This is a genomic window from Tabrizicola sp. (assembly GCF_022842145.1).
Classification (GTDB): domain Bacteria; phylum Pseudomonadota; class Alphaproteobacteria; order Rhodobacterales; family Rhodobacteraceae; genus Tabrizicola.
This window is the reverse complement of sequence record NZ_JALHQD010000008.1, coordinates 1-23,648: the sequence shown is the minus strand read 5'-3', so window position 1 is coordinate 23,648 and position 23,648 is coordinate 1. Positions and strand designations below refer to the sequence as shown.

Sequence of the window (23,648 nt, the reverse complement as noted above, 5' to 3'; positions counted from 1 at the left end):
CTCAACCCGCCGCGAAAACCAGCCCCGCGCGGCGACGGGTCAATCCTCGAACAACTCGCTCTGGCCAGTCGTCGCTTCCTCGTCCTCGTCCCCGGTCGCGCCCTGCCCCGGCAAGGGTCGGCTGTCCAGAAGGCCCGCAGCCCGCAACTCCTTCAGCCCCGGCAGGTCCCGCGCCGATTCCAGGCCGAAGTGGTCCAGGAAAGCTTCCGTCACCACGAAGGTCACCGGCCTTCCGGGAGTCATCCTGCGGCGACCCAGGCGTATCCACTCCAGCTCCAGCAACTGGTCGACCGTCCCCCGGCTGACCGCCACGCCCCGGATCTCCTCGATCTCGGTCCGGGTCACCGGCTGGTGGTAGGCGACGATCGCCAGCGTCTCGATGGCAGCCCGCGACAGCTTGCGCACCTCCACCGTCTCGCGCCGCATCAGGAAGCCCAGGTCCGCAGCAGTGCGGAACGCATAGGCGTCGCCCACCTTCACCAGGTTCACCCCCCGCCCCTCATAGCGCTTCTTCAGATAGACCAGCGCCTCGGCCGGGTCCGCGCCATGCGGCATCCGTGCTTCCAGTTCCGCCAGCGTCACCGGCTCGGCGCTGGCAAAGAGGATCGCTTCGACCATCCGCTCCTGCTCACCCATCGGCGGCGCGTCGAACAGGCTCTCTTCGCTTTCCTCGGCCATCATCCGTCCTTCCGCCGCAACTCGATGGGAGAGAACGTCTCGCCCTGGCGCAGGACCACCTGGCCCCGCTTGGCCATCTCCAGCACCGCCGCGAAATGCGCGGCCAGCGACGACCGCCGCGCCATGGGAGTGCCGTCCCAGCCGTCCGGCAGGAAGCTGACCAGCGTGGCCCAGTCGCCCACGTAACCGATCAGCCCCCGCATCCGGTCCAGCGCCTGCTCCATCGTGTAGATATGCTCGCGGTCCAGCACGAAAGGCCGGAACTCGTCCTTGGTGCGGATCTGCGCATAGGCGCGCATCAGGTCCAGAAGCGTGGCCGTCCAGGTGACCTTGCGCAGGTGCGTCAGGTCCTCGGGCACGCCGCGCGCGAAGAAGTCCCGCCCCAGCTGGTCGCGCCCCATCAGCCGCGCCGCCGCATCCCGCATCGCCTGCAACCGCTCCAGCTGGAACGCCAGATGCGCTGCCAGATCCTCGGCCGACGGCCCCTCGTCCCCCGGCTCCGGCGGCAACAGCAACCGCGACTTCAGGAACGCCAGCCAGGCCGCCATCACCAGGTAATCCGCCGCAAGTTCGATCCGCAGGCTGCGCGCCTTCTCGACGAAGCCCAGGTACTGCTCGGCCAGCTGCAACACCGAGATCTTCCGCAGATCCACCTTTTGCGTCCGCGAGAGCGTCAGCAGAAGGTCCAGCGGTCCCTCGAACCCGTCCACGTCGATGATCAAAGCCTCGGCGGCAAGCCGGTCCTCGGGCGCGATGCGCTCGGGCTGCTCCCAGGCGTCTTCGTCAGCCATGCGCCAGCTCGGCCAAGGCAGCTTCAATATCAACGGTAGCCGGACGCCGTGCCGCCATCGCCGCCTCGGCCCGGGCCAGCGCATCAGGTCCCATCACGCCCGCCGCGCCGGCGACAGCCACCATTTCGGCCATGTCGCCCTTGCAGTGAAGCGCCACGTCCACCCCCGCCGCAATGGTCCGCGCCGTGCGTTCCGCCAAAGTCCCGGACAAGGCCTGCATGTTCAGGTCATCCGACATCAGCAGGCCCTGAAACCCGATCTCCTCGCGGATCACCCGGATCATCGCGGGCGACTGCGTGGCAGGCCGCTCACCATCCAGCGCCGCAAACACCAGATGCGCCGTCATCGCCATCGGCAGGTCCCGCAACGCCCGGAACGGAGCGAAGTCCACCGCCGTCAGATCCTTGTGCGAAACATCCACCGTGGGCAGATCGTGGTGCGTGTCGACGTGGGAAAGCCCATGCCCCGGCATGTGCTTCATCACCGGCAGCACACCCCCCGCGATCAGCCCCTCGGCCACCGCGCGCCCGATCCGGGCCACCATGTCCGGATCGCGGCCATAGCAGCGGTTCATCAGGAAGGGATGCGTCCCCTCGCGCACGACGTCCAGTGTCGGGATGCAGTCTGCGTCGATGCCCACATCCGCCAGTTCCGAGGCGATCACCGCGGCCCGCAGCCGCATGATCCGCTCCGCCGCCTCGACCGACCCCGCGCCGTCCACCGTATCCAGCGGAGGCGTCCATTCCCGCCAGTGCGGTGCGCGCAACCGCTGCACCCGGCCACCCTCCTGATCGACCAGGATCGGGGCCTGCCAGCCCACGGCGTCGCGCAGGTCCGCCGTCAACCGCCGCAGCTGCGCCGGGTCCTCGACGTTGCGCGCAAAAAGGATGAAGCCGAAGGGATCGGCATCGCGGTAGAAGGCACGCTCTTCGGACAGAAGCTTCGGCCCGGCACAGCCGAAGATCACCGCCCCGTGGCCTACGGTCATTTGTGTGGCACCGGGATGCAGACCGCGTCCTCGGTCACGAAGGCGGAACAGAACCGCCGCGCGTCATCCTCGCCCTCGAAACCATGCGCCCGCAGGCGATAGAAGGTGCGCCCTCCGCTTTCGGCGGGCTGCACCACCATCGCCTTGGCCGCCATCAACTCGCCGAAACGGCCCTGCAGCCGGGTCCATTCGGCCTTCGCCTCCTCGGCCGTGTCGAAGGTTCCGAACTGAACCAGCCGGGTGCCGGGGGTCAGCGTCGCGGGGTCAACCTCGTTCGGCGCAGGCAGGGTCTCGGCGGCCCGGGCGACCGGAACCGCGTCATTGCGCGCACCCGGACGTGCTTTGGGCCGGACCGATACGGTGATCGCGCCCTCGGGTGCGGGCTCGGCCAGCGGCTCCAGCGCGACCGTGTCCGTCACGGTCTCCTCCACCGCGGCATCAAGAGGCATTTCTCCCAACGCCTCCGCCAGCGCCGCATCGATGGCCACTTCAATCGGGGTCGCGCTTTCCACCGGCGGGGCTGCTGCCAGCACCAGATCGGCGTCGGCCGTCAGCGCTGCTGCGGGCGCCGAGGCTTCCTCCAGCCCTGGCATCGCGGTGGCACCAAGGCCGGCCGTGTCCTCGGGCGCAAGCTCCACCGGACGCGGGGCCAGCACTAGCTTTTCAGGCGGGGGTGCCGCCGTCCCGACGGCCGCCACCGCATTCACCGCAAGCCCCTGGTGATCCGCCACCTCGCCGCCCGGGTCGACCGGCGCGATCCGCATCGGACCTTCCATCGCCTGGATCACCGGAACGCCGCGCACATCGCGCACCGCCAGTTGATAGCCCCAGACGGCCAGGCCGACCACAAGGCCAAGCGAGGTCACTGCCCCGGCGACGTTGAATGTGCGTTGCACCTTGCGGGCGCCAAGGATTTCCCTGGCACCCTGCCGAGCGGGCTCCTCCCGATGAGAGTAGCCGCCGCCGAAGTCATAATCCGCGTCCGCCATCTGCTGCCCCTGCCTGCGAGGTGGTTGATCCACCCCTGCAATACGCCTCGTCTCCGGCGGGGCGCGGTTGGTCAGCGCATTTCCTCGACCGGAGTCACGCCAAGGATACCAAGACCAGCGCAAATGACAACGCCCACGGCCCGGACAAGGGCGATTTTCGCCGCAGAAATTGCGGTATCCCCCTGGAGGAACCGCAAGCTGTCGTCATCATTGCCCTTGTTCCACAACCCGTGGAAGTCCGAGGCGAGCTCGTAAAGGTAGAAGGCGACCCGGTGCGGCTCATGCCCTTTGGCGGCGATTTCGATCAGCCGGGGCCATTCGCCCAGCTTGCGGATCACTTCCAGTTCCGCCTCATGCCCCAGATGGGCCAGGTGCGCTGCGGAAAGCGAGGCATCGCTCACGTCCAGTCCCGCGTCGCCGCGCGCCTTCCGCAGGATGCTGTTGATCCGGGCATTGGCGTATTGCACGTAGAAGACCGGGTTGTCCTTGGACTGCTCGGTCACCTTGTCGAAGTCGAAGTCCAGCGCCACGTCGTTCTTCCGCGTCAGCATGACGAAGCGCACGACATCCGGTCCGACTTCCTCGATCAGGTCGCGCAGCGTGACGAAGGTCCCGGCGCGTTTCGACATTTTGACGATCTGCCCGCCCTTCAGAAGCTTCACCAGCTGGATCAGCTTGATGTCCAGCGTCACCCGGTTTTCCGACAGGGCGCTGACCACGGCCTTCAGCCGCTTGACGTAGCCCGAATGGTCCGCGCCAAAGATGTTGATCAGTTCGTCGTACCCGCGCATCACCTTGTTGTAGTGGTAGGCAATGTCCGGCGCGAAATAGGTCCAGGCCCCGTCCGACTTCTGCACCGGCCGGTCCTGGTCATCCCCGAACGCGGTGGACCGGAACAGCGTCTGCTCGCGCGGTTCCCAGTCTTCCGGCGCCTTGCCCTTGGGCGGTTCCAGCGTGCCCTGATAGATCAGGTCCAGCTTCTTCAGCCGCTCGATCGCCGCCTCGATCTGCCCCGTGCCATAAAGCGCCTTCTCCGACGAATAGACGTCCATCTTGACGCCCAGACCCGCCAGATCCTCGCGGATCATCTCCATCATCATGTCGGTGGAAAAGACCCGCACATCCGCCAGCCAGACGCTTTCCGGCTGGTCCAGCAGACTGTCGCCATACTTGTCCTTCAAGGCCTGCCCAACCGGGATCAGGTAATCGCCCGGATAAAGCCCCTCGGCGATCTCCGGCGACAACCCATGCGCCTCGCGGTAGCGCTCATAGGCGGACCGGGCCAGCACATCGACCTGCCCGCCCCCGTCGTTGATGTAGTATTCCCGCGTGACCTCGAACCCGGCATAGGCCAGCAGCGCCGCCAAGGCATCGCCCACCACCGCGCCCCGCGCGTGCGCCACATGCATCGGCCCCGTCGGGTTGGCGCTGACGAACTCCACGTTGACCTTTCGCCCCTGCCCCAGCGACGACCGGCCATAGCCCGTTCCCTGCACCAGCACCTCGCGCACCAGCCCCTGCCAGGCCGCAGGTTCCAGCCGCAGGTTCAAGAACCCCGGCCCCGCCACATCGGCCCCCGCCACGCGCGGGTCCGCCATCAACCGCGCCGCCAGCGCATCCGCAATCGCCCGCGGCTGCATCCCCGCCGGTTTCGCCAGCACCATCGCCGCATTGGTCGCCATCTCGCCATGCCCCTGGTCGCGCGGCGGCTCCACCGCGACGGCAGCAAGGTCCAGGCCCTGGGGCAGCACGCCCGAAGCCATCAGCCCCTGCAATTCGGCCACCACAAGCTCACGGATATCGGCGAACAGGTTCATTTGATCACATCCTCTGATGCGCCTAGGCCATGCCAGAGGTCCCATCAGAGGTCAAGGATCGGAGCGGGTTTCAAGCTCGCCGCCACTCCTCCAGCGCCGCATTCTCCTCCGGCACCGTGCCCGCGGCCGCAAACGGCGACACCACGGCCCGATTGCGGAAGTAATGCGTCTCCCGCGCGCCGAAGTAGAAGGCGACGATGGCACCCAAAAGCCACCACAATGGCTCCGGCACCGCATTCAGCCCCACCATCCGCTGCGCAAAGGCCACCGGGTCCACCATCGCATAGGTGAAAAGCCCCAGCGTCCCGAAGGCCAGACAGGGCCGCGGCAGCCGGTTCAGCCCGTTCACCATCCGGTCGAACCAGCTTAGCGCGGGGTGCTGGTACTCCTCGCCCAACTGCCGCAAGGCCGCCATCTGCGCCTCGGCCGACAGCTCCATCCGCTTGGTGGCGGATGGCACGAAGATCTCCGCCACCCCCTGTGCCGCTTCCCCAAGCGCCGATACCGCCGCCGGAGTCCCGATCAGCTTCCCGATCATCCCCATGCCGAGACCCGCGCCCGGTGCTGTGCCTCAGTCAGATGATACTTCGCCGAGATGAACTCCTCGGCCCGGACGATCCAGCCACCCTTGCCGCCATCCTTCCGCCGCGCGAACTTCCGGCTCGCGGGCCGCTTGTCCGCAATCGCATAGTAGTAATTCCGCCGCGCGATCCCGTAGGCGTCCGGCAGATGCGAGGGCGCCGCTTCATAGGCCATCTGCGCCGCCCGGATCGTCTGCGGCCCGATGGCCCCGTCGGGATCGCAAGGAAACCCCATGTCGGTCAGCAAGCGCTGCAGGATCTTCACCGCATTGCCGCCCGCGTTGACATACATGTCAAAGACCGACGCCTGCAGCACCTCCGGCAGCGCCGCGATCCCCGGTCCCTGGTAGTAATGCTTGAGGTAGATCTCCACCGCCTGCTTGCGGGTCAATGCCCGCACATCGGCCACGTCGATCCGCGTGTCCCGGTTCACGTCGATCCCCAGCCGCCGCATCGTGTGGATCGTCACCCCGTGATTGGTCGCCCCGCCCGGATCATCCGGATCGTTGACGAACCCGCCCTCGCGGGCCACGATTTCCTCGGCAATCTGACGGACTTCCGGCATCGGCCACCCCCTGTGCAACGGGGGCAACCTCGCAAACCGGCGTTAACGCGGCCCGACCAGGGCGCGCGCTCAGCTTTCCGGCTTGGCCTCGGGGTCGACGTAGACCCCCTGCTCCTTCAGCGAGTCGATGACTTCCTGGGGCATGTAGGTCTCGTCATGCTTGGCCAGCACTTCGGTCGCGATGAAGGTGTCGCCCTCCATCCTGCCCAGGGCCACCATCCCCTGCCCCTCGGAAAAGAGGTCCGGTAGAATGCCGGTGTAACGGACCGGCACAGTCGCGTTGGTGTCAGTCACGGCAAAGGACACCTCGGTGCCCTCGCCCCGCACGATCGACCCTTCCACCACCAGCCCGCCGATGCGGAACGTCTCCCCGGCCGAAGGCGGCTCGGACATCACCTGGCTGGGGCTGCGGAAGAAGTTGATCCCGTCCCGCATCGCATACCCGACAAGCCCCGTTGCTCCAAGAAGCGCCACGGCAGCCAAAGCGATGATCTGGATGCGCCGCTGCTTCTTCAGGCCCTTCAGCCCGCGGAATGCCGTCTTCTCACTCATACTGTGCGTCCCCTGCCGTCACCCGGCCTATGCCATGCCCAAGGTGGGCACGCCTTGATGCGCGTCAAGCCTTACGGGAAGACCGGGGCCAGCATCAGACCTTCCGCCTCGGGCAGCCCCAGCATCAGGTTCGCGTTCTGGATCGCCTGCCCCGAGGATCCCTTGGTCAGGTTGTCCAGCACCGCGACCACGACAGCAAGGCCCGGCCTGCGGTCGCCGACGACACCCAGATGGCAGAAGTTGGACCCGGCAATGTCGCGGGTCGAGGGCAGCGAGCCAAACGGCAGAACCTTCACGAACGGTTCGCTTTCATAAGCCTTATCAAGCGTCTGGTGCACGATCTTCGCGTCACCCTTCACATAGACCGTGGCAAGGATCCCCCGGTTCATCGGCAGAAGATGCGGCGTGAACTGCACCTGCACCGCACGTCCCGCGACCTTGGAAAACTCCTGGTCGAACTCGCCCAAATGACGGTGCTTGCCGCCAGCCGAATAGGCGTGTGTGCCGCCGGACAATTCCGCGTGAAGAAGGTTCTCCTTCAAGGACCGCCCCGCGCCAGAGACGCCCGCCTTCAGGTCGATCAGGATGTCGTCCAGGTCAATGCAGCCCGCCGCGATCAGGGGCCGCAGCGCGAACTGCCCCGTCGCCGCATTGCACCCCGTGCCCGCGACCAGCCGCGCGCCCTTGATCTCGTCCCGATAGAACTCCGTCAGCCCATAGACCGCCTCGGCCTGCAAATCCTGCGCGGCGTGGGGTTGACCATACCACTTCTCGTATTCCGCCGGATCGCGCAGCCGGAAGTCCGCCGACAGGTCGACGATCTTCAGATCCCGCGGCAGCTTGGCGATCACCTCCTGCGTCGTCGCATGAGGCAGCGCGCAGAAGCACAGGTCAACGTTGGAAAAATCGATCTCGTAGATCTTCTGCAACCGCGGCAGGTCCAGATGCCGCAGGAAGGGAAACACCTCCGCCATCGCCATGCCCGCCTTGCGGTCCGCCGACAACGCCACGATCTGCATCGACGGATGCGTGGCCATCAGACGGACAAGCTCCGCCCCCGTATAGCCCGAGGCTCCAAGGATGGCGATGCGATGGGTCATGGCGCGGCTCCTGCAAACGAAACGCGCCTTCTTTGCGCCCCGCAGCCCTTTAATGCAAGGCCACCGGATGTCACCGGCACAATTCCGGCCCAAAGCCTTTCATCTTTGCCCAAATATCCCCGCCGGAGGCACCAACACCCGAACCGGGATCATCCTTTCAGATATATCCTGGGGGTTCGGGGGGCGAAGCGCCCCCGACGACCGAGGAGGAGGCGCAGCCCGACGACGAGATCAAAGCCTTGCGCGTCAGCGCTCAATTCAACAGCCGCCCCAACCTTCAAGCAGCCCGAAGGTTAAAAAACCCTCAAAGACCACAGCCAAGCCCTTGAAATCAAAAGATCCCAAAACCTGCTCGCGCGCGGGCACATCACGGCACCGGCGTCCACATCACGTCGTCGATCCTCGGCGCGCCCGTGGCCAGCATCACCACCCGGTCGAACCCCATCGCGATCCCCGCCGCCGCAGGCATCCCCTCCAGCGCCGCCAGAAAGTCCTCGTCCAACGGGTAGGTCTCCCCATAGACGCGCGCCTTCTCGGTCATCTCCGCCTCGAACCGCCGCCGCTGCTCGCCCGCGTCGGTCAGCTCCCCGAACCCGTTCGCAAGCTCCACCCCGCAAGCATAGACTTCGAACCGCTCCGCCACCCGCGCGTCGCCCGGCACCTTCCGGGCCAGCGCCGCCTCCGCCGAGGGATACCGGTCCAGGATCGTCACCCGTCCCATCCCAAGCTTCGGCTCCACCTTCTCGGACAAGACCCGGCTCAGCATGTCCGACCAGGTGTCATCCCCCGCCCGCCGCACTCCGATCCGGTCCAGTTCCGCCCCCAGCCCGCCCGCATCCGTCGACCCATCCGCCCGGATCGAGCGCATCAGGTCCACCCCGGCGTGCAGTTCGAACGCCTCCGCGACCGTGATCCGTTCCGGCTCCGCAAAGGGATCGCAGGTCCGGTCCCGAAAGCGCAGTAGCGAGCCCCCCGCCTCCCGCGCTGCCAGTCGCAGGAAGGCCATCGTATCGGCCATCAGGACCTCGTACCCCTCGCCCACCCGGTACCATTCCAGCATCGTGAACTCGGGGGAATGGAGCGGCCCCCGCTCCCGGTTCCGCCAGACGTGGGCGAAGGCGTGGATCCGGGTTTCCCCCGCCGCGAGAAGCTTCTTCATCGCGAACTCGGGAGAGGTGTGGAGGTACATCCGCCGCCCCTCCCCGTCATTTCCGATCGCTTCGGTCGCAAAGCCGTGCAGGTGAGCCTCGTTTCCAGGAGAGATCGCCAGCGCGGCCGGATCGACCTCGGTGAACCCCTCCCCGGCAAGCCAGGCCCGGATCGCCGCCTGGATGCGGTTGCGGGCCAGAAGCAGCGGGCGGCGGTCGGCGTGGCGGTGGGGGGCCCACCAGGGGTTGGACGGGGGCGAAGCGGGATTCATCTGGAAATTCCGGTCGGGATGGGTTACGGGCGCGGGCAGATGCCGGTCCTGGGACCGGTCCCCGTTACAACAAGGACCCGACCTTTGAAAGTCATCGCCTCCTCGCTCCGCAAGGGCAACGTTGTCGAAATGGAGGGTCGGCTCTACGTCGTGCTGACCGCCTCGAACTTCCACCCCGGCAAGGGGACGCCGACCACCAGCGTCGACATGCGTCGCATTTCGGACGGCACCAAGGTTTCGGAACGCTGGCGGACCACCGAGATGGTCGAGAAGGCCACCGTCGACGAGCGGGAGTATGATTTCCTGTACGAGGACGGCGAGGGATTCCACTTCATGGACCCGATCAGCTACGATCAGGTCGTCGTGACCGAGGATATCCTGGGCGCGAACAAGGCCTACCTCCAGGAAGGCATGCGTTGCTATGTGAAGACCTTCGACGGCGTTCCGATCGCGATGGAAGTGCCGCAGAAGATCACCGTCGAGATCCTGGAGACCGAGCCGGTCACCAAGGGGCAGACGGCCTCGTCCTCGTACAAGCCGGCGGTCGTGCAGAACGGGCTGCGGGTCATGGTGCCCCCCCATATCGGGCCGGGCGTGCGGATCGTGATCAACACCGACGACGACAGCTACGTCGAGCGCGCCAAGGACTGATCTGCCCACGCGTGGTGGGTTTGGCCCACTCAACCTTATCAATGGGTTGGACGTGAACGTTAAGGTTTCCGAAAGGTTTGAAAGGCACGCCCCACGGCGTGCCTTTTTGCTTTGCCGGAGGCCGCAAAGGCCTATGCTGCGCCCAAAAGGGAGGCCGAGATGCCCGGGGAAAGTCACGATGCCTACAAGCCCGCCGAGATTGCGGCACTGATCGAGACGGCGGGCGTCGCAAAGGCGGCCCTGCCGCTGCACCGCGTGGCGACGCTCGCCCTGCTTGCCGGGGCCTTCATCGGATTTGGCTCGGCCTTCTGGTGCATCGCGATGGCCGGTGCGGACCCCGGATTTGGCCCGCAAAGGGTACTGGGTGGCGTGGTCTTTGCGCTGGGGCTGATCCTGGTCGTCGTGGGCGGGGCAGAGCTTTTCACCGGCAACGCGCTAATGGTGATGGCGGCGGTGGACCGGAGGATCACGCTGGGGGCGCTATTGCGCAACTGGGGGATCGTCTGGCTGGGCAATCTGGTGGGTGCTGTGGGTCTGGCGGTGGCCTTCGGGATGTCGGGCCTGCTGGACGGGCCGATGGGTACGGTGGCCGCAAAGGCCGCATCGACCAAAGCCGCCCTGCCCCCGGTCGAAGCCTTTGTCCGTGGCGCCTTGTGCAATGCACTTGTCTGCCTTGCAGTCTGGCTGAGTTTCGCGGCGCGGACGGCGACGGACAAGATCCTGGGCGTCCTTTGGCCCGTCGCGGCCTTCGTGACACTGGGGCTGGAGCATTCGGTGGCCAACATGTTCCTGTTCCCCGCCGGAGTTTGGGCCGGGTCGGAGGCGACGACGGCGGGAGTGCTGGGCAATCTGCTGTGGGTGTCGCTGGGCAATGTGCTTGGCGGAGCGGGCGGGGTCGCGTTGGCATACCGCTATGCCTATGGGTCGATGCGGGGATAAGGAGGGTGGGCGGATCATCCACCCTACGCCCGCGCAAAGCGCCCCCGTGGCGTCAGGGGGCCAGCTCACCCGCCTCAATGCGGAACGGAAGGATGTTGCCGGGGGGCGGCAACGGGCAGATGGCGAAATCGGTGAAGGCGCAGGGCGGCGAGATGGCGCGGTTGAAGTCCAAGGTGATCTCGGTGTCGGAAGCGTCCTCACCGAAGAGAAAGCGGCAGGCCGGATAGGTCTCGCCCGCCGTGGCGTCACGGAAGACGAACATCGGCTTTCCGGATTTCCAATGCGTCGGCGTCAGGGTGACGGTCTCGCCCTCATGCTGGAAGGTCGCGCGGTGGGTCAGGGTCACCGCGGCGGTGGAACCGTCTTTCATTGCTACATCATAGACTCGCGGTGCGAAGCTTTCCCAGTTTGCTCGGATCGTCCAATCCGGTGGATCAGCGAAATGTCGCAAGGTGATGGCGGGGGTCAGCGTCAGGTCGCGGACCCTCAGGGCCGGGACGCCGTCGACGGTGTGGATTTCCAGAAGGAACGTGCCCACCTGCAACTGCGGGAAAGCGTCAGGGATGGGCTGGAAGGGTTCGGGGGCCTTGCCCGGCGCGGCAAAGGTCGCGCCGCTGTCGCTGATTTCCAGGGTTCCCAGAAGGTCCGGACCGGACGGAAGCTGCACCTCTTGTGCCGCGCCGACAAGGTGGCGACCGGGGGCAAGCTCGATCCTGGCAACCAGATTCAGCCAGCCATCGGGTGCGGTGAGGGAAGCAAGGCGGGCGGAGCGCCACTCGGCCAGGGGAAGCATCAGACCGCCTCGAAGGTGATTTTCCGGCGCAGGAATTGCGTCGCCTTGTTCGACACGTAGGCCGGGTCGCCGGTCGTCAGGAACTTCGACTGCGTGCCGCTGCCGGCGAAGGCGGGGCGGCGGGTCAGGTAGTCGGCGAGGGATTCGGCCACCAGGTTTGCCTGGGAATAGACCTTCACCCCCTGCCCCAAGGCATCGGCGAAGACCTTTTCCATCAAGGGGTAATGCGTGCAGCCCAGGATCGCGGCCTCGGGCGTCGGCATCCGGCGCTTGAGCGCCTCGACGTGGGAGCGGACCAGGGCTTCGGCCAGGATCTCGTCACCCTGTTCGATGGCATCGACCACCCCGCCGCAGGGCTGGGCCTCGACGTCGACACCGATGGCGCGGAAGGCAAGCTCGCGCTGGAAGGCACGGCTGGCGACGGTGGCCGGGGTGGCGAAAAGGGCGACGTGTTTCACGGCCACTTCGCGCGGGGGGGAGTTGTCGCCCCATTGGCGTTCGGTCAGTGCCTCGATCAGGGGCACGAAGACGCCAAGGACGCGCTTGTCGGCGGGCACCCAGGTTTCCTGCATCCGCTTGAGAGCGGCGGCCGAGGCGGTGTTGCAGGCAAGGATCACCAGATCGCAGCCCTCGGCCCAGAGCCTTTCCGTCGCGGCGCAGGTCAGGTTGAAGATGTCGTCTGCGGTGCGGACGCCATAGGGCGCGTGGGCATTGTCGCCGAAGTAGACGAAAGGCACGTCCGGCAGGCGCTTTGTCAACGCATCAAGAACGGTCAGACCGCCCAGGCCCGAATCAAAGACGCCAACTGCCATGCCTGCCTCTTGCGCTGTCGGCGCAATCCTGATGCGCGCCTTATCCTGCTGGCGATCATAGGGCGGACCGGTGGAGGGCGAAAGGGCCAAGCCGGCGGAGACCGCCGCCGGCAGGGTTTACATGCGAACCCCTATCCCTATCTGGGGTCGGACATGTTACTGTGTCCGGTGATCAGGAAAGGGTAGCTCATGGATTGGGACAAGCTGAGGATCTTTCACGCCGTGGCGGAGAAGGGCAGCCTGACCCATGCGGGGGACGTGCTGCATCTGTCGCAGTCGGCCGTCAGCCGGCAGATCCGCGCGCTGGAGGAAAGCCTGAACGTGACGCTGTTCCACCGGCACGCCCGGGGACTGATCCTGACGGAACAGGGCGAGCTTCTGTTCGACGCGACGACGCAGATGGTGCGGCGGCTGGATGCGACCGCGGCGCGGATCCGCGACAGCGAGGACGAGGTCTTTGGCGAGTTGCGGGTCACGACGACGACGGGCTTCGGGACCCTGTGGCTGGCGCCGCGGCTCGCGCGGCTTTACGCCAAGTATCCGGCGCTGAAGATCGACCTGATGCTGGAGGAGCGCGTTCTGGACCTACCGATGCGCGAGGCCGACGTGGCGATCCGGATGAAGGAGCCGAGCCAAGCCGACCTGATCCGGAAGCGCCTCATGCAGATCCGCATGCAGCTTTTCGCGACGCCGGAGTATCTGGCCATCCATGGCGAGCCGCATTCGATGGACGATTTCAGCAGCCACCGGCTGATCAGCCAGCATGCCGGTACGCCTCAGGTCGCGTCGGGCGCCCTTTTGGTGGCCGAGCTGATGACGCATGACATCCCCTCGACCCTGACGGTGAACAACTATTTCGGGGTCTTGCAGGCGGTGCTGAACCATCTGGGGATCGGGGTGCTCCCGGACTATCTGACCGAGGATTTCCCCAATCTGGTGCGGGTTCTGCCCGAGGTGGAAAGCGCCGAGGTGCCGGTGTTCCTGGCCTATCCCGAGGAGCTGCGCCATTCCAAGCGGGTGGCTGCGTTCCGTGATTTCGTGACCGAGGAGATCATGTCCTTCCGCCGGCGTCAGGCCGAAGAGGCCGCTGCCTGAATTGCTGCTATGCAGCATTTGCATAGCGGCAATGCCCAAACGTCGGGCATTCCTGACTTGTTTGCGCAAGCATGTGGCACTATCTCAAATCTCGAAGCGGTGATGAGCTTGCTCTTGCCCCTTCGTACCTCCCTGTTGGACTTGGCCGAGCGCAAGCTCGGCCTTTTTTTTGGCCGCGGCCCATGAAAAAGGCCCGGCAGTTACCTGCCGGGCCGCATGTTGGATGGAAGCAGGCGTCAGCCGCCGGTGTCCGTGCTGTCGTCGGTGGCGTCGTCCGCGCCATCGGCCGCACCATCTTCCGACTTCTCGGTCTCGCTGTCGGCAGAGTCATCCAGGGCCGGGCTGGTGGCGTCGATATTGGACGAGATCGCAGCGATCAGTTCGGCTTCGGTCCAGCCCAAGGTCAGCGAGCCGTCGGCGGTCATGTCGCTGGCCAGCGGCACGGTGAAGGACTTGACGCTGGATTTCGCGCCGAAATCGCTGTTCAGGGTCACCACGGCGACCGGAGCGCCTTCGCTGTCATAGACGCTTTCGACCTGGCCGATGACGATCTGGTCCTTGGTGCGGACCTCGTTGCCGACGAAGGCGGAATCGCTCATCACCGTGACGGTGGTCATGTCTTCGGGCGAAGCGCCAAGCTTGGCGTCAGCCGAGAGTTCAAGGGCCAGGGCCGGCATTGCAACCAGCGCGAAAAGGGCGGCCGAGGCCGTAAGGGTCTTCGGATTGAACATAGTCATCTCCTCAAGTGAGCCGAAAATTCGGCATGCGGCAGTCAACCCGCGACGGATGAGGTTGTTCCCTTGCAGATCCCGGAGTGGCGGAGGACCGCCGTCAGCCGAGCCCTTGACGCCGCTGCATCAGAAAGGCGCGGTCTGCGGGCGAAGCTGCCCGCGCGATGGCCTGATCATAGGCGGCCTTTGCCGGCTCGTTCTGCCCCGTCCGCGCCAGAAGATCAGCCATGACGGCGTGGAACGGCTGGTAGTCGGAAAGCTGCCTCTCCAACTGCTGCACCTGCGCAAGGGCCTGCGCGGGATGCCCGGCTTCGGCCAGGGCCACAGCGTGGTTGAGGGTAACGACCGGGGTCGGCTCGAAATCCAGCAGGCGGGCATAAAGGGCGGCGATCTGCGGCCAGTCGGGGCCAGACGCGTCGGCATGGAGCGCGGCAATGGCAGCCTTCAGCTGGAATGGTCCGGGCGCTCGGCGGGCAATGGCGTGGTCAAGAAGCTGAAAACCTTCGTCCAGTTCCGTCCGGTTCCAGAGGCTGCGGTCCTGACGTGCGGGCGGCAGGGTCTGGCCATCCGGTCCGTTCCGGGCCGCGGCACGCGCATGGGTCAGCAAAAGCAGCGCCAGCGCAGCCTCGACCTCGGGCTGGTCGGGGGCAAGCTGAACCAGAAGACGCGCAAGGAAGATCGCTTCGGTGCAAAGGTCGATGCCGGTTTCCGGGCCCTGCGTGTAGCCTGCGGTAAAGATCAGGTAGACGGTGGTCAGAACCGAATTCAGCCGGTCGGGCAGGTCTTCGGGACCGGGGACGACGAAGGGAATGCGGGCGGCGGTGATCTTGGCCTTGGCGCGGCTGAGGCGCTGGCCCATCGTCGGCTCGGCATCAAGAAACACGGCCGCGACCTGAGGCGTGCTCAGCCCGCACAAGGAGCGCAGCGTGAGGGCGACGCGGGTCTTCTCCTCCAGCGCCGGGTGGCAGCAGGTGAAGATCAGCCGCAACCGGTCGTCGGGGATGGTCTGGGGGTCGGGGTCGGCAGCCTCTTCCTCGGACAGGACAGCAATGGCATCGCGGTGACGGGAGAGCGTGGCGTCACGGCGGTAGCCGTCGATGGCCTTTCGGAGTGCCGCACGCAAAAGCCAGCCCAGCGGGCTTGCCGGGACCCCTGCCCGGGCCCAGTGCACCAGTGCCGAGGTGGCGGCCTCTTGCAAGGCATCCTCGGCTTTCTGGAAGTCACCCACGCGGGAAACGAGGGCGGCCAGAAGCCGCCCCCGATCCTGCCGCAGCACCTGCCCCAGCGCTGCTTCAGACATCAGTACTCCATCACCGGGCGCACCTCGACCGAGCCGTAGCGGGCGGCCGGGATTTCGGCGGCAAAGCGGAGGGCGGCGTCAAGATCAGCGGCCTCGATCAGGTAGAAGCCACCCAGGTGTTCGCGGGTTTCGGCAAAGGGGCCGTCCATCGTCTCGATCTTGCCGCCGCGCTTGCGCAGGGTGGTGGCCGTTTCCACCCCCTGCAGACCTTCGCCCGCAAGAAAGGTGGCCACGCCGGGCATGCCTTCGCCAAGGGTCATGTATTCGCCCATCATCGCGTCGAACTCGGGTGTGCCATAGCCGGGCTCGGCGCCCGGGGCGGCGTAGAGGGTGATCATGTATTTCATCGTCCTGACCTTTCATCAGCGGCCGCTGGCGGGCTTGCCAGCCGGTCCTGCACCAAGGACGCGGGGCTGGCGCGGATTTCGACATGGGGGGCGGGAAAAGTCAAAAAAATCGGATGGGGTTGAGGAAAAACGACACCGCCCCCGCCGGTCGGACGGGGGCGGCGCAGGGGCGTGCGACCCTAGTTGCCAGCGGGATTGAAGTTCATCACCGGTCGGACCTCGACCGTCCCGAACTGCACGGCGGGAACCAGGGCTGCGTAGCTGAGTGCGGTGTCCATTTCCGGCACGTCGATGATGTAGTAGCCGCCAAGGTGTTCGCGGGTTTCGGCGAAGGGGCCGTCCATCGTCTCGACCTTGCCAGCGCGGAGACGCACCGATTTCGCCGTCTCGATGCCTTGCAACCCGTCGCCGCTGCGGATCACGCCATCGGCCTGCATCTTGCGGTTCAGGACGGTGTAGCCTGCCATCATCTCGTTGAATTCAGGCGTGCCGCAGGCCGGTTCAAGAGCAGGGTCGCCGTAGATCAGGATCATGTAGTTCATCGTCGGTCATCCTTGTGTGAGGAAACTGGCTCAGACGCCGAAGCGGGACATGGCGAGGACCACGAAAAGGATCACCGTGGCCAGAAGGTTCAACGAGTTGCCCATGACGCGCAGGACATGTGTCGGGTCGTCTGCCTTGAGTCCGAAGGGATGCAGGATGCGCCCCAGGACCAGGAACCCACCCGCGCAGTGCAGCGCGATGGAGTTGCCGCCGTTTGCTTCGGCCAAAGCAAGAAGCAGGAGGACGAAGGGAACCCATTCGACGAAGTTGCCGTGGTGGCGGATGCGTTCGTGCAAGATGGTGTCGTTGGCATGGCCGATCGAGGCCTTGAGTTCGGTCCGGCGACCGGAGACGCGGAAGAAGAACACGAGGAACAGCGGGATCAGGGGAAGCGCGTACAGCGTGGTAATCGGGAAAGACATTTCGGGGGTTTCCTTTGTGTTTCGGGTTTCGTGACCCAAGGACGCCGCTACTGTGCCGATTTCGACATGCGGTGGAGAAAAATCGCGCCGGGCGCGAAAGATTTTTGCCTTTGAAGCGGGGGTTGCGATTTTTCTGCGCAGAATCCGGGCCGGTAGGTGCGTCGGCAGTTTGCCCTTCCCCTGCCTTTCCCGTAAGAGGCGCGCAAACCTGCCAGAGGGGATGCCATGCAAGAGCCCGCCATCACGCCGGAATTGGTCGCCAGCCACGGGATCAAGCCCGATGAATGGGAGCGACTGCTGGGTATTCTGGAGCGGGAGCCGACCTTCACCGAGTTGGGTGTGTTCAGCGCGATGTGGAACGAGCATTGTTCCTACAAGTCGTCGAAGATCCACCTTAAGAAGCTGCCGACCACGGGGCCGCAGGTCATTTGCGGGCCGGGTGAGAACGCCGGGGTCGTGGACATCGGTGACGGGCAGGCGGTGATCTTCAAGATGGAGAGCCACAACCACCCCTCCTACATCGAGCCGCATCAGGGTGCTGCGACCGGCGTGGGCGGCATCCTGCGCGACGTCTTCACGATGGGCGCACGGCCGATCGCGGCGATGAATGCGCTGTCGTTCGGGCTGCCGAGCCATCCCAAGACCGCGCATCTGGTGAAGGGTGTAGTGGAGGGCGTCGGGTCTTACGGCAACGCCTTTGGCGTGCCGACGGTGGGCGGGGAAGTGCGCTTTCACCGCAGCTACAACGGCAACTGCCTCGTGAACGCCTTTGCGGCGGGCCTCGCGGATACCGACAAGATCTTCTACTCGGCGGCTTCGGGTGTGGGGATGCCGGTGGTCTATCTGGGTGCCAAGACGGGGCGTGACGGCGTCGGCGGGGCCACGATGGCATCCGCCGAGTTCGACGATACCATCGAGGAAAAGCGCCCGACGGTGCAGGTGGGTGACCCCTTCACCGAGAAGCGTTTGCTGGAGGCCTGTTTGGAGCTGATGGCTTCGGGTGCGGTCATTTCGATCCAGGATATGGGTGCGGCGGGGCTGACCTGTTCGGCCGTGGAAATGGGCGACAAGGGCGGGCTTGGGATCAAGCTGCAGCTGGACGACGTGCCGCAGCGCGAGACGGGGATGACGGCGTACGAGATGATGCTGTCGGAAAGCCAGGAGCGGATGCTCATGGTGCTGAAGCCCGAGATGGAGGCGGAAGCGCGGGCGATTTTCGTGAAGTGGGACCTCGACTTCGCCATCGTCGGCGAGACGATCCCCGAGGATCGGTTCCTGATCCTGCACGGCAACGAGGTGAAGGCGGATATTCCGCTGTCGAAGCTTTCCTCCAGCGCGCCGGAGTATGACCGGCCCTGGGTGCCCTCCCCTGCCCCGGCGCCTTTGCCGCAGGTTCCGGCGATCACGCCGATTGCGGCGCTGAAGGCACTGATCGGGTCGCCCAGCTATTCCCACAAGGCCTGGGTCTATGAGCAATACGACAGCCAGGTCGGCGCGGATACCGTGGTGGCCCCGGGCATGGGCGCGGGCGTGGTGCGGGTGCACGGGACGGGCAAGCTGCTTGCTTTCACCTCGAACGTGACACCACGCTATGTGAAGGCCAACCCGTTCGAGGGCGGCAAGCAGGCGGTGGCGGAAGCCTACCGGAACCTGATCGCGGTCGGTGCCAAGCCCTTGGCGACGACGGACAACCTGAACTTCGGCAACCCGGAAAAGCCCGAGATCATGGGCCAGTTCGTCGGTGCGTTGGACGGCATCGGTGCCGCAGTGAGGGCGCTGGACGTGCCGATCGTGTCGGGGAACGTGTCCTTGTACAACGAGACGGACGGGTCGGGTATCCTGCCGACCCCGACCATCGGTGCGGTCGGGATCATGCTGGCGGATGAGCTGATCGCGGGCCAACCCGCCGACGGCGACATCGTCGTCGTGATCGGCGAGACGCGGGGGCATCTTGGGCAGTCCGCACTCCTGGCCGAGGCCTTCGGGATCGAAGCCGGCGAGCCGCCCTATGTCGATCTGTCGGCAGAAGTCTCTGCGGCCAAGGCGTTGCTGTCGAACCGCAAGCGCATCCGCGCGGCGCGGGACCTGGGCGATGGCGGGCTGGCTCTGGCCGCGTTCCGGATGGCGGAGGGTGCGGGGATCGGTCTGACGCTGAAATCGGCCGAGATCGGCCAACTGTTCGGCGAGGATCAGGCGCGCTACGTGGTCGCGATCCGGCATGACGACCTTGCGGCCTTCATGGCGGCTGCGGGTGGGGTCAAGGTGGCTCAGGTCGGGCGCTTTGGCGGCGACCGCGTCACCTTCGGGACCGACGGCGCGCCGCTGGCAGAACTGTCGCGGCTTTACCGCACCGCCTTTGCGGCCACGGTCGGCGTCTGATGCTGCGTCCGGCGACTGCGGTGGATGTCCCGTTCATCCGGGCCATCGCCGGCCGCCCTGAGAACGCGCCCTTCATCACCGACGAGCCGGAGCCGGCGCTCTTGGCCTATCTGGCAGACCCATCGGCACGGGTGGTGATCTGGGAAAGCGGCGCGGGTCCGGCGGGATTTGCCTTGTTCTGCACGGTGGGCGACCCCTCGGCCGCAGTCGAACTGCGCCGGCTGGCGCTGGAGGGAACGGGCGACGGCAGGGGACAGGTGTTCCTGCGGGCGCTGTTGGACTACGGCTTTGCTACCTTGGGTGCGGCGCGGGTCTGGCTGGATGCCTCGTCCGAGAACCCGCGCGCGATGCGGACCTATGACCGCGCCGGCTTCACTCTGGAAGGGCGGCTTCGGCAGCACTGGTATCGTCCGGCGCTGGGGCGCGTGGTGGACGTGATGCTTTACGGCATGCTGCGAAGCGAATGGGAATCCCTTGAACCCCTTCCCACGCAAGCCTAGGTTTGTGGTGAAGAAGGAGATCGCCTGATGCCCATCGAAGCCCGCGACATCGAAGCCCTGATCCGGGAGTCTTTCCCGAATGCGAAGATCAGCGTGCAGGGCGACGACGGATCGCATTTCGCCGCCGAGGTCATCGACCCGTCTTTCAAGGGAATGAACCGCGTCCAGCAGCAGCGTGCGGTCTACGCGGCGCTGAAAGGCCGGATGGATGGCCCCAACGGCGCCTTGCACGCGCTGGCCTTGACGACCAAGGCACCGGAGTAGCGGCGAGCCCGGCGCTGTCTTGCAGCTTTCCGGGTTGAACCTTATCTCTTTGCGGACAACCGAAACAGCGAAGGGCGCTGGGAATGGCGACGGGTGCAGGACTTGGTGGGTTGATGTCGGCGGTGCTGCCGCTGCTTGGCCTGGTGACGGTGCTGAAGGCGCGCGCCAAGCGAAAGCGCGGCCAGCCCGAGCCGGTGGATGAAAGCTTCGAAAAGCGCCAGGCCGCAACGCTGGAAGCCGAGCGGCGGATGGCGGCCTATCTGGCCTCACGCGACAGTCGGGAGTAGAAATGGACCCGGGGCTTGCCGCCTGACTGATGGCGAAAGCACCTTGGGTAGCGCCGTGGCTGGTCGGATTGCTGTTGGTCTACGCCGCCATATCGGTTGCAAGCAACTGGCCGCTGTTGAAATATGGGCCAAGACACTGGCGGGTGACCCGGAAGTGGGGATTCCGCAGATGGAAAAGGAAGAACGGGCGATGAGCGCGCAGGACACGATCAAGGACACCATCGAGAAGAACGATGTGGTGCTGTTCATGAAGGGCACCAAGATGATGCCGCAATGCGGGTTCTCGTCCCGCGTGGCGGGGGTCCTCAACTTCATGGGAGTGGAGTTCGCCGACGTGAACGTGCTGGCAGATGCCGAAATTCGTCAGGGCATCAAGGACTTCAGCGACTGGCCCACGATCCCGCAGCTTTACGTGAAGGGCGAATTCGTCGGTGGTTGCGACATCATCACCGAGATGACCCTTTCGGGTGAGCTGGACCAGCTTCTGGAGACCAAGGGCGTTGCCTTCGACAAGGCAGCCGCCGAGAAGATCCGCGAAGCCAACGGCTGACGGCGGACCGGATGGGCCAGGGCCCGCTTCGGCGGGTCTTCTGGCTTATTCGGCCTTGCAGGTCAGCAGCAGGGTCTCGGCCTCTGGCGTCTTCCAGTACAGCGTCGCCGCGTCACCTTTCGTCCACCAGACGTAGATCGACCCGTCTGACGGCCAGCCATAGCGCGCGCCCGAGCCGGCGGGCTCATCCACCAGCGTGATCTGGTGGCCGTCGACGTTGATGACGACAAGGCTTTGATCGGGTCCGTTGACGTAGGTGGCCGGAACGCGGACGTCCCGGTCACAGACATAGGTCGCGCCGGTGAAATCCTGCGCGCTGGCGGGGAGCGGGACCAGCGCCAGAAGCAGCCAGTGCGCCCTCATGCCTTCAGTTGCTCTTCCACCCTCGCGGCCATCGCTTCGGCGCGGGCGGCGATTTCGGCCAGCGTCTCGTTCACCTGTGCAGGAATGACGGCGACGTCGCGGGTGGCGACGGGGCGGGCTTCCAGTTCCGCCACGCGGGTCCGGAGCGTGCGCAGCTCGTCTTCCACGGCGGCGGTCTTGTCGGCCAGCATCAGGCCCGCCATCAGCAGCATCTTGGCTTCCGGCAAGCGGCCCATCTGGGCGATGATCGGCGAGGCTTCGGCATCCAGCATCCCGGCGGCCGCGCGCAGGAAGTGTTCTTCGCCGGGCTGGCACGAGACCTGGAACGGGCGACCGCCGATGGTAACTTCAAGATCAGGCATTGCCGGCCTCCGTCAGGTGGGGTTCGAGGGCCGCCAGGATCTCGTCCATCTCGGCGATCTCGGTCAGGCGGGTGGCGCGCAGGGTCTCAAGCTCGGTCTGCATCGCCTTGTTGATGAGCTGGGGTTCGGTGACACCCGAAGCGGCGGCGGTGCGCAGCGCCTCAAGCTGTTCGCGCAGGCTGGCGTTCACGCGGCGCATGCGCTGCAACTCCAGACCCTTGACGTCAAGTTCCTGGGTCAGGCGGTCGACTTTTTCCTGCAGGTCGCCCTTCGACTCGCGGGCAGAGGCGGCGCGAAGGCGGGCCTGCAACTGCGCGGTAAGGGATTTTTCCTCCTCCAGCTGGGCGCGGAGGGTGGCGTCGGTCCCCGGAGTGGCGGGCGTCGCCGGGGCGGCAGCACGGGATTGCGAGGAAAGCCGGTCCACGCCCTTGCCGATCCGTTCCAGCGCGGCGGTAATCCGCTTTTCCAGTTCGGTTATGTCCTGCATCCCTGACCCCTTGCCCGTCGCACACCAGTCGATAACGGTTCAAGGGCGACGAATCGCCCCGTTCCCGGTCGGAACCGATCTTAACGTGAAACCTCGGAAAGGCGACCGGCCTTTCTTCCCAAGGCCTTGGGGTCCAAGCTTGATCTTGCCGGTCGTGGTGGGTAGGACGCTTGCGCAATCCCATGCCCCTTGCCAAAGGAATGAAGCCCGTGGACATCCAGACCCTTCGCCAGACGAACCCCGACCACTGGATGCGCGCGACCGCGATCCGGGCTCTGACGCTGGACGCGGTGGCGGCGGCGAACTCCGGGCACTCGGGGATGCCGATGGGCATGGCCGATGTGGCGACGGTGCTGTTCGCGGGTCACCTGAAGTTCGACCCCAAGGCGCCGCGCTGGCCGGACCGCGACCGGTTCATCCTGTCGGCGGGGCACGGGTCGATGCTGATCTATTCGCTGCTGCACCTGACCGGCTACGAAGACATGACGCTGGAGCAGATCAAGAACTTCCGCCAGTGGGGCGCGATCACGGCGGGCCATCCGGAATATGGCCATGTGGAAGGGGTCGAGACGACCACGGGACCGCTCGGTCAGGGCATCGCCAACGCCGTGGGCTTCGCGATGGCCGAAGAGTCGCTGCGGGCGCGCTGGGGGGCGAAGGTTCAGGATCACTACACCTGGGTCATCGCGGGCGACGGTTGCCTGATGGAGGGCATCAGCCAGGAGGCCATCGGGCTTGCGGGCAAGCAGCAGTTGTCGCGCCTGATTGTCCTGTGGGACAACAACGGGATCACCATCGACGGCAAGGTCTCGATCGCCGACGTGACCGACCAGAAGGCGCGCTTTGCTGCCTCGGGTTGGGATGTGTTCGAGTGTGACGGGCATGATCCAGCCGACATCGACCGGGCGCTGACCGCCGCCAAGGCCTCGCCCCGCCCTGCGATGGTGGCCTGCAAGACGCATATCGCCATCGGCCATGCCGCGCAGGACACGTCGAAGGGCCACGGCGCCTTGACCGACAAGGCGCAGCTGCAGGCGGCAAAGGACGGCTATGGCTGGAAAGGCGGGCCGTTCGAAATTCCCGCCGACGTGAAGACGTGGTGGGAGTCTCTGGGTGCGAAGGGTGCCAAGGCGCGGGCAGAGTGGGAGGCGCGGATGGCCGCCCTTTCCCCCGCCAAGCAGGCCGAATTCGCCCGGATCTTCGCGGCCGACGCCCCGGCAAAGCTGGCCTCGGTCATTCGCGGCGTGAAGAAGCAGGCCGTCACGGATATGCCGAAGCTGGCCACCCGCGCCTCGTCGGAAAAGGTGCTGGCCGCGGTGAACCCGGTGCTGCCGGAAACCAT

At 65.9% G+C, this 23,648-nt stretch carries 29 protein-coding genes; 9 read left to right on the top strand and 20 right to left on the bottom strand.

The window, feature by feature from the left end:
* Positions 1 to 39 precede the first annotated feature (39 nt).
* The 10 genes from scpB to epmA all read right to left on the bottom strand — a co-directional run bounded on the left by scpB (position 40) and on the right by epmA (position 9,481).
* Positions 40 to 678, bottom strand: a complete 639-nt coding sequence (gene scpB / locus Q0C42_RS16965) for an SMC-Scp complex subunit ScpB (protein WP_295078615.1) — start codon at positions 676 to 678, stop codon at positions 40 to 42.
* Positions 678 to 1,469 carry a ScpA family protein gene (locus tag Q0C42_RS16960; RefSeq protein WP_295078612.1) on the bottom strand — a complete coding sequence of 264 codons (792 nt, stop codon included), beginning with the start codon at positions 1,467 to 1,469 and terminating at the stop codon, positions 678 to 680. Before Q0C42_RS16960 ends, scpB begins: the two co-directional genes overlap by 1 nt.
* Positions 1,462 to 2,457, bottom strand: a complete 996-nt coding sequence (locus Q0C42_RS16955) for a glycoside hydrolase family 3 N-terminal domain-containing protein (RefSeq protein WP_295078609.1) — start codon at positions 2,455 to 2,457, stop codon at positions 1,462 to 1,464. Before Q0C42_RS16955 ends, Q0C42_RS16960 begins: the two co-directional genes overlap by 8 nt.
* Positions 2,454 to 3,446: an SPOR domain-containing protein gene (locus tag Q0C42_RS16950; protein WP_295078606.1), complete on the bottom strand. Its 993-nt coding sequence runs from the start codon at positions 3,444 to 3,446 to the stop codon at positions 2,454 to 2,456. Before Q0C42_RS16950 ends, Q0C42_RS16955 begins: the two co-directional genes overlap by 4 nt.
* 71 nt (positions 3,447 to 3,517) lie before the next feature.
* Positions 3,518 to 5,263: an arginine--tRNA ligase gene (argS, locus tag Q0C42_RS16945; protein ID WP_295078603.1), complete on the bottom strand. Its 1,746-nt coding sequence runs from the start codon at positions 5,261 to 5,263 to the stop codon at positions 3,518 to 3,520.
* Positions 5,264 to 5,333: 70 nt separating this feature from the next.
* Entirely contained in the window at positions 5,334 to 5,807 is a 474-nt protein-coding gene (locus Q0C42_RS16940; RefSeq protein ID WP_295078600.1) for a holin family protein, read from the bottom strand.
* Positions 5,798 to 6,409: a holin-associated N-acetylmuramidase gene (locus Q0C42_RS16935; RefSeq protein WP_295078597.1), complete on the bottom strand. Its 612-nt coding sequence runs from the start codon at positions 6,407 to 6,409 to the stop codon at positions 5,798 to 5,800. The genes Q0C42_RS16940 and Q0C42_RS16935 overlap by 10 nt, the downstream gene beginning before the upstream one ends.
* Before the next feature lie 69 nt (positions 6,410 to 6,478).
* Positions 6,479 to 6,934 carry a cytochrome c maturation protein CcmE gene (gene ccmE, locus Q0C42_RS16930; protein WP_295079207.1) on the bottom strand — a complete coding sequence of 152 codons (456 nt, stop codon included), beginning with the start codon at positions 6,932 to 6,934 and terminating at the stop codon, positions 6,479 to 6,481.
* A 98-nt stretch (positions 6,935 to 7,032) separates the two neighbouring features.
* A complete protein-coding gene (argC, locus tag Q0C42_RS16925; RefSeq protein WP_295078594.1) occupies positions 7,033 to 8,061 on the bottom strand; it encodes an N-acetyl-gamma-glutamyl-phosphate reductase in 1,029 nt (342 codons plus the stop codon).
* Positions 8,062 to 8,428: 367 nt separating this feature from the next.
* A complete protein-coding gene (epmA, locus tag Q0C42_RS16920) occupies positions 8,429 to 9,481 on the bottom strand; it encodes an EF-P lysine aminoacylase EpmA (RefSeq protein WP_295078592.1) in 1,053 nt (350 codons plus the stop codon).
* An 84-nt stretch (positions 9,482 to 9,565) separates the two neighbouring features.
* Here epmA and efp point away from each other — a divergent pair, with 84 nt between their 5' ends.
* The gene (gene efp, locus Q0C42_RS16915) at positions 9,566 to 10,132 is read left to right on the top strand and encodes an elongation factor P (protein ID WP_295078589.1); all 567 of its coding nucleotides are present in this window, start codon (positions 9,566 to 9,568) and stop codon (positions 10,130 to 10,132) included.
* A 159-nt stretch (positions 10,133 to 10,291) separates the two neighbouring features.
* Positions 10,292 to 11,071: a formate/nitrite transporter family protein gene (locus Q0C42_RS16910; RefSeq protein ID WP_295078586.1), complete on the top strand. Its 780-nt coding sequence runs from the start codon at positions 10,292 to 10,294 to the stop codon at positions 11,069 to 11,071.
* A 52-nt stretch (positions 11,072 to 11,123) separates the two neighbouring features.
* Here the strand turns inward: Q0C42_RS16910 and Q0C42_RS16905 are convergent, their stop codons facing one another.
* Together Q0C42_RS16905 and murI are read right to left on the bottom strand one after the other, a co-directional pair.
* Positions 11,124 to 11,864 (bottom strand): DUF1684 domain-containing protein, encoded by a 741-nt coding sequence (locus Q0C42_RS16905; protein WP_295078583.1) that lies wholly within the window; start codon positions 11,862 to 11,864, stop codon positions 11,124 to 11,126.
* Positions 11,864 to 12,676, bottom strand: coding sequence for a glutamate racemase (murI, locus tag Q0C42_RS16900; protein ID WP_295078580.1), 813 nt, complete (start codon positions 12,674 to 12,676; stop codon positions 11,864 to 11,866). Before murI ends, Q0C42_RS16905 begins: the two co-directional genes overlap by 1 nt.
* Positions 12,677 to 12,865: 189 nt before the next feature.
* Between murI and Q0C42_RS16895 the strand changes: the two genes are divergently transcribed.
* Entirely contained in the window at positions 12,866 to 13,771 is a 906-nt protein-coding gene (locus Q0C42_RS16895) for a LysR family transcriptional regulator (protein ID WP_295078577.1), read from the top strand.
* A gap of 236 nt (positions 13,772 to 14,007) precedes the next feature.
* Here Q0C42_RS16895 and Q0C42_RS16890 read toward each other — a convergent pair whose 3' ends face one another.
* The 5 genes from Q0C42_RS16890 to Q0C42_RS16870 all read right to left on the bottom strand — a co-directional run bounded on the left by Q0C42_RS16890 (position 14,008) and on the right by Q0C42_RS16870 (position 17,114).
* Positions 14,008 to 14,502: a hypothetical protein gene (locus Q0C42_RS16890; RefSeq protein WP_295078574.1), complete on the bottom strand. Its 495-nt coding sequence runs from the start codon at positions 14,500 to 14,502 to the stop codon at positions 14,008 to 14,010.
* A 100-nt stretch (positions 14,503 to 14,602) separates the two neighbouring features.
* Complete coding sequence (locus tag Q0C42_RS16885) at positions 14,603 to 15,802, bottom strand: DUF6596 domain-containing protein (RefSeq protein WP_295078571.1); 1,200 nt, start codon at positions 15,800 to 15,802, stop codon at positions 14,603 to 14,605.
* Positions 15,802 to 16,149, bottom strand: a complete 348-nt coding sequence (locus tag Q0C42_RS16880; protein ID WP_295078568.1) for a YciI family protein — start codon at positions 16,147 to 16,149, stop codon at positions 15,802 to 15,804. Before Q0C42_RS16880 ends, Q0C42_RS16885 begins: the two co-directional genes overlap by 1 nt.
* Before the next feature lie 179 nt (positions 16,150 to 16,328).
* Complete coding sequence (locus tag Q0C42_RS16875) at positions 16,329 to 16,691, bottom strand: YciI family protein (RefSeq protein WP_295078565.1); 363 nt, start codon at positions 16,689 to 16,691, stop codon at positions 16,329 to 16,331.
* Between the two features lie 30 nt (positions 16,692 to 16,721).
* Complete coding sequence (locus tag Q0C42_RS16870; RefSeq protein WP_295078562.1) at positions 16,722 to 17,114, bottom strand: MAPEG family protein; 393 nt, start codon at positions 17,112 to 17,114, stop codon at positions 16,722 to 16,724.
* A 225-nt stretch (positions 17,115 to 17,339) separates the two neighbouring features.
* On the opposite strand from Q0C42_RS16870, the gene purL reads away from it, so the two are divergent.
* From purL to grxD, 5 genes are all read left to right on the top strand, one after another.
* Positions 17,340 to 19,493, top strand: coding sequence for a phosphoribosylformylglycinamidine synthase subunit PurL (purL, locus tag Q0C42_RS16865; protein ID WP_295078559.1), 2,154 nt, complete (start codon positions 17,340 to 17,342; stop codon positions 19,491 to 19,493).
* Complete coding sequence (locus tag Q0C42_RS16860) at positions 19,493 to 19,993, top strand: GNAT family protein (RefSeq protein WP_295078556.1); 501 nt, start codon at positions 19,493 to 19,495, stop codon at positions 19,991 to 19,993. Before purL ends, Q0C42_RS16860 begins: the two co-directional genes overlap by 1 nt.
* Before the next feature lie 27 nt (positions 19,994 to 20,020).
* Positions 20,021 to 20,257, top strand: coding sequence for a BolA/IbaG family iron-sulfur metabolism protein (locus Q0C42_RS16855; protein WP_295078553.1), 237 nt, complete (start codon positions 20,021 to 20,023; stop codon positions 20,255 to 20,257).
* Positions 20,258 to 20,340: 83 nt separating this feature from the next.
* A complete protein-coding gene (locus Q0C42_RS16850; RefSeq protein ID WP_295078550.1) occupies positions 20,341 to 20,544 on the top strand; it encodes a hypothetical protein in 204 nt (67 codons plus the stop codon).
* A 190-nt stretch (positions 20,545 to 20,734) separates the two neighbouring features.
* Entirely contained in the window at positions 20,735 to 21,094 is a 360-nt protein-coding gene (gene grxD / locus Q0C42_RS16845; RefSeq protein WP_295079206.1) for a Grx4 family monothiol glutaredoxin, read from the top strand.
* Positions 21,095 to 21,139: 45 nt separating this feature from the next.
* Here grxD and Q0C42_RS16840 read toward each other — a convergent pair whose 3' ends face one another.
* The 3 genes from Q0C42_RS16840 to Q0C42_RS16830 are packed head-to-tail and all read right to left on the bottom strand — an operon-like array spanning position 21,140 to position 22,306.
* Positions 21,140 to 21,457 (bottom strand): MliC family protein, encoded by a 318-nt coding sequence (locus tag Q0C42_RS16840; RefSeq protein ID WP_295078547.1) that lies wholly within the window; start codon positions 21,455 to 21,457, stop codon positions 21,140 to 21,142.
* Entirely contained in the window at positions 21,454 to 21,819 is a 366-nt protein-coding gene (locus Q0C42_RS16835; protein WP_295078545.1) for a cell division protein ZapA, read from the bottom strand. The genes Q0C42_RS16840 and Q0C42_RS16835 overlap by 4 nt, the downstream gene beginning before the upstream one ends.
* A complete protein-coding gene (locus Q0C42_RS16830; RefSeq protein ID WP_295078542.1) occupies positions 21,812 to 22,306 on the bottom strand; it encodes a hypothetical protein in 495 nt (164 codons plus the stop codon). Before Q0C42_RS16830 ends, Q0C42_RS16835 begins: the two co-directional genes overlap by 8 nt.
* 209 nt (positions 22,307 to 22,515) lie before the next feature.
* Between Q0C42_RS16830 and Q0C42_RS16825 the strand changes: the two genes are divergently transcribed.
* Positions 22,516 to 23,648 (top strand): 1-deoxy-D-xylulose-5-phosphate synthase N-terminal domain-containing protein (locus Q0C42_RS16825; protein ID WP_295078539.1); only part of this gene is annotated, 1,133 nt, incomplete at its 3' end.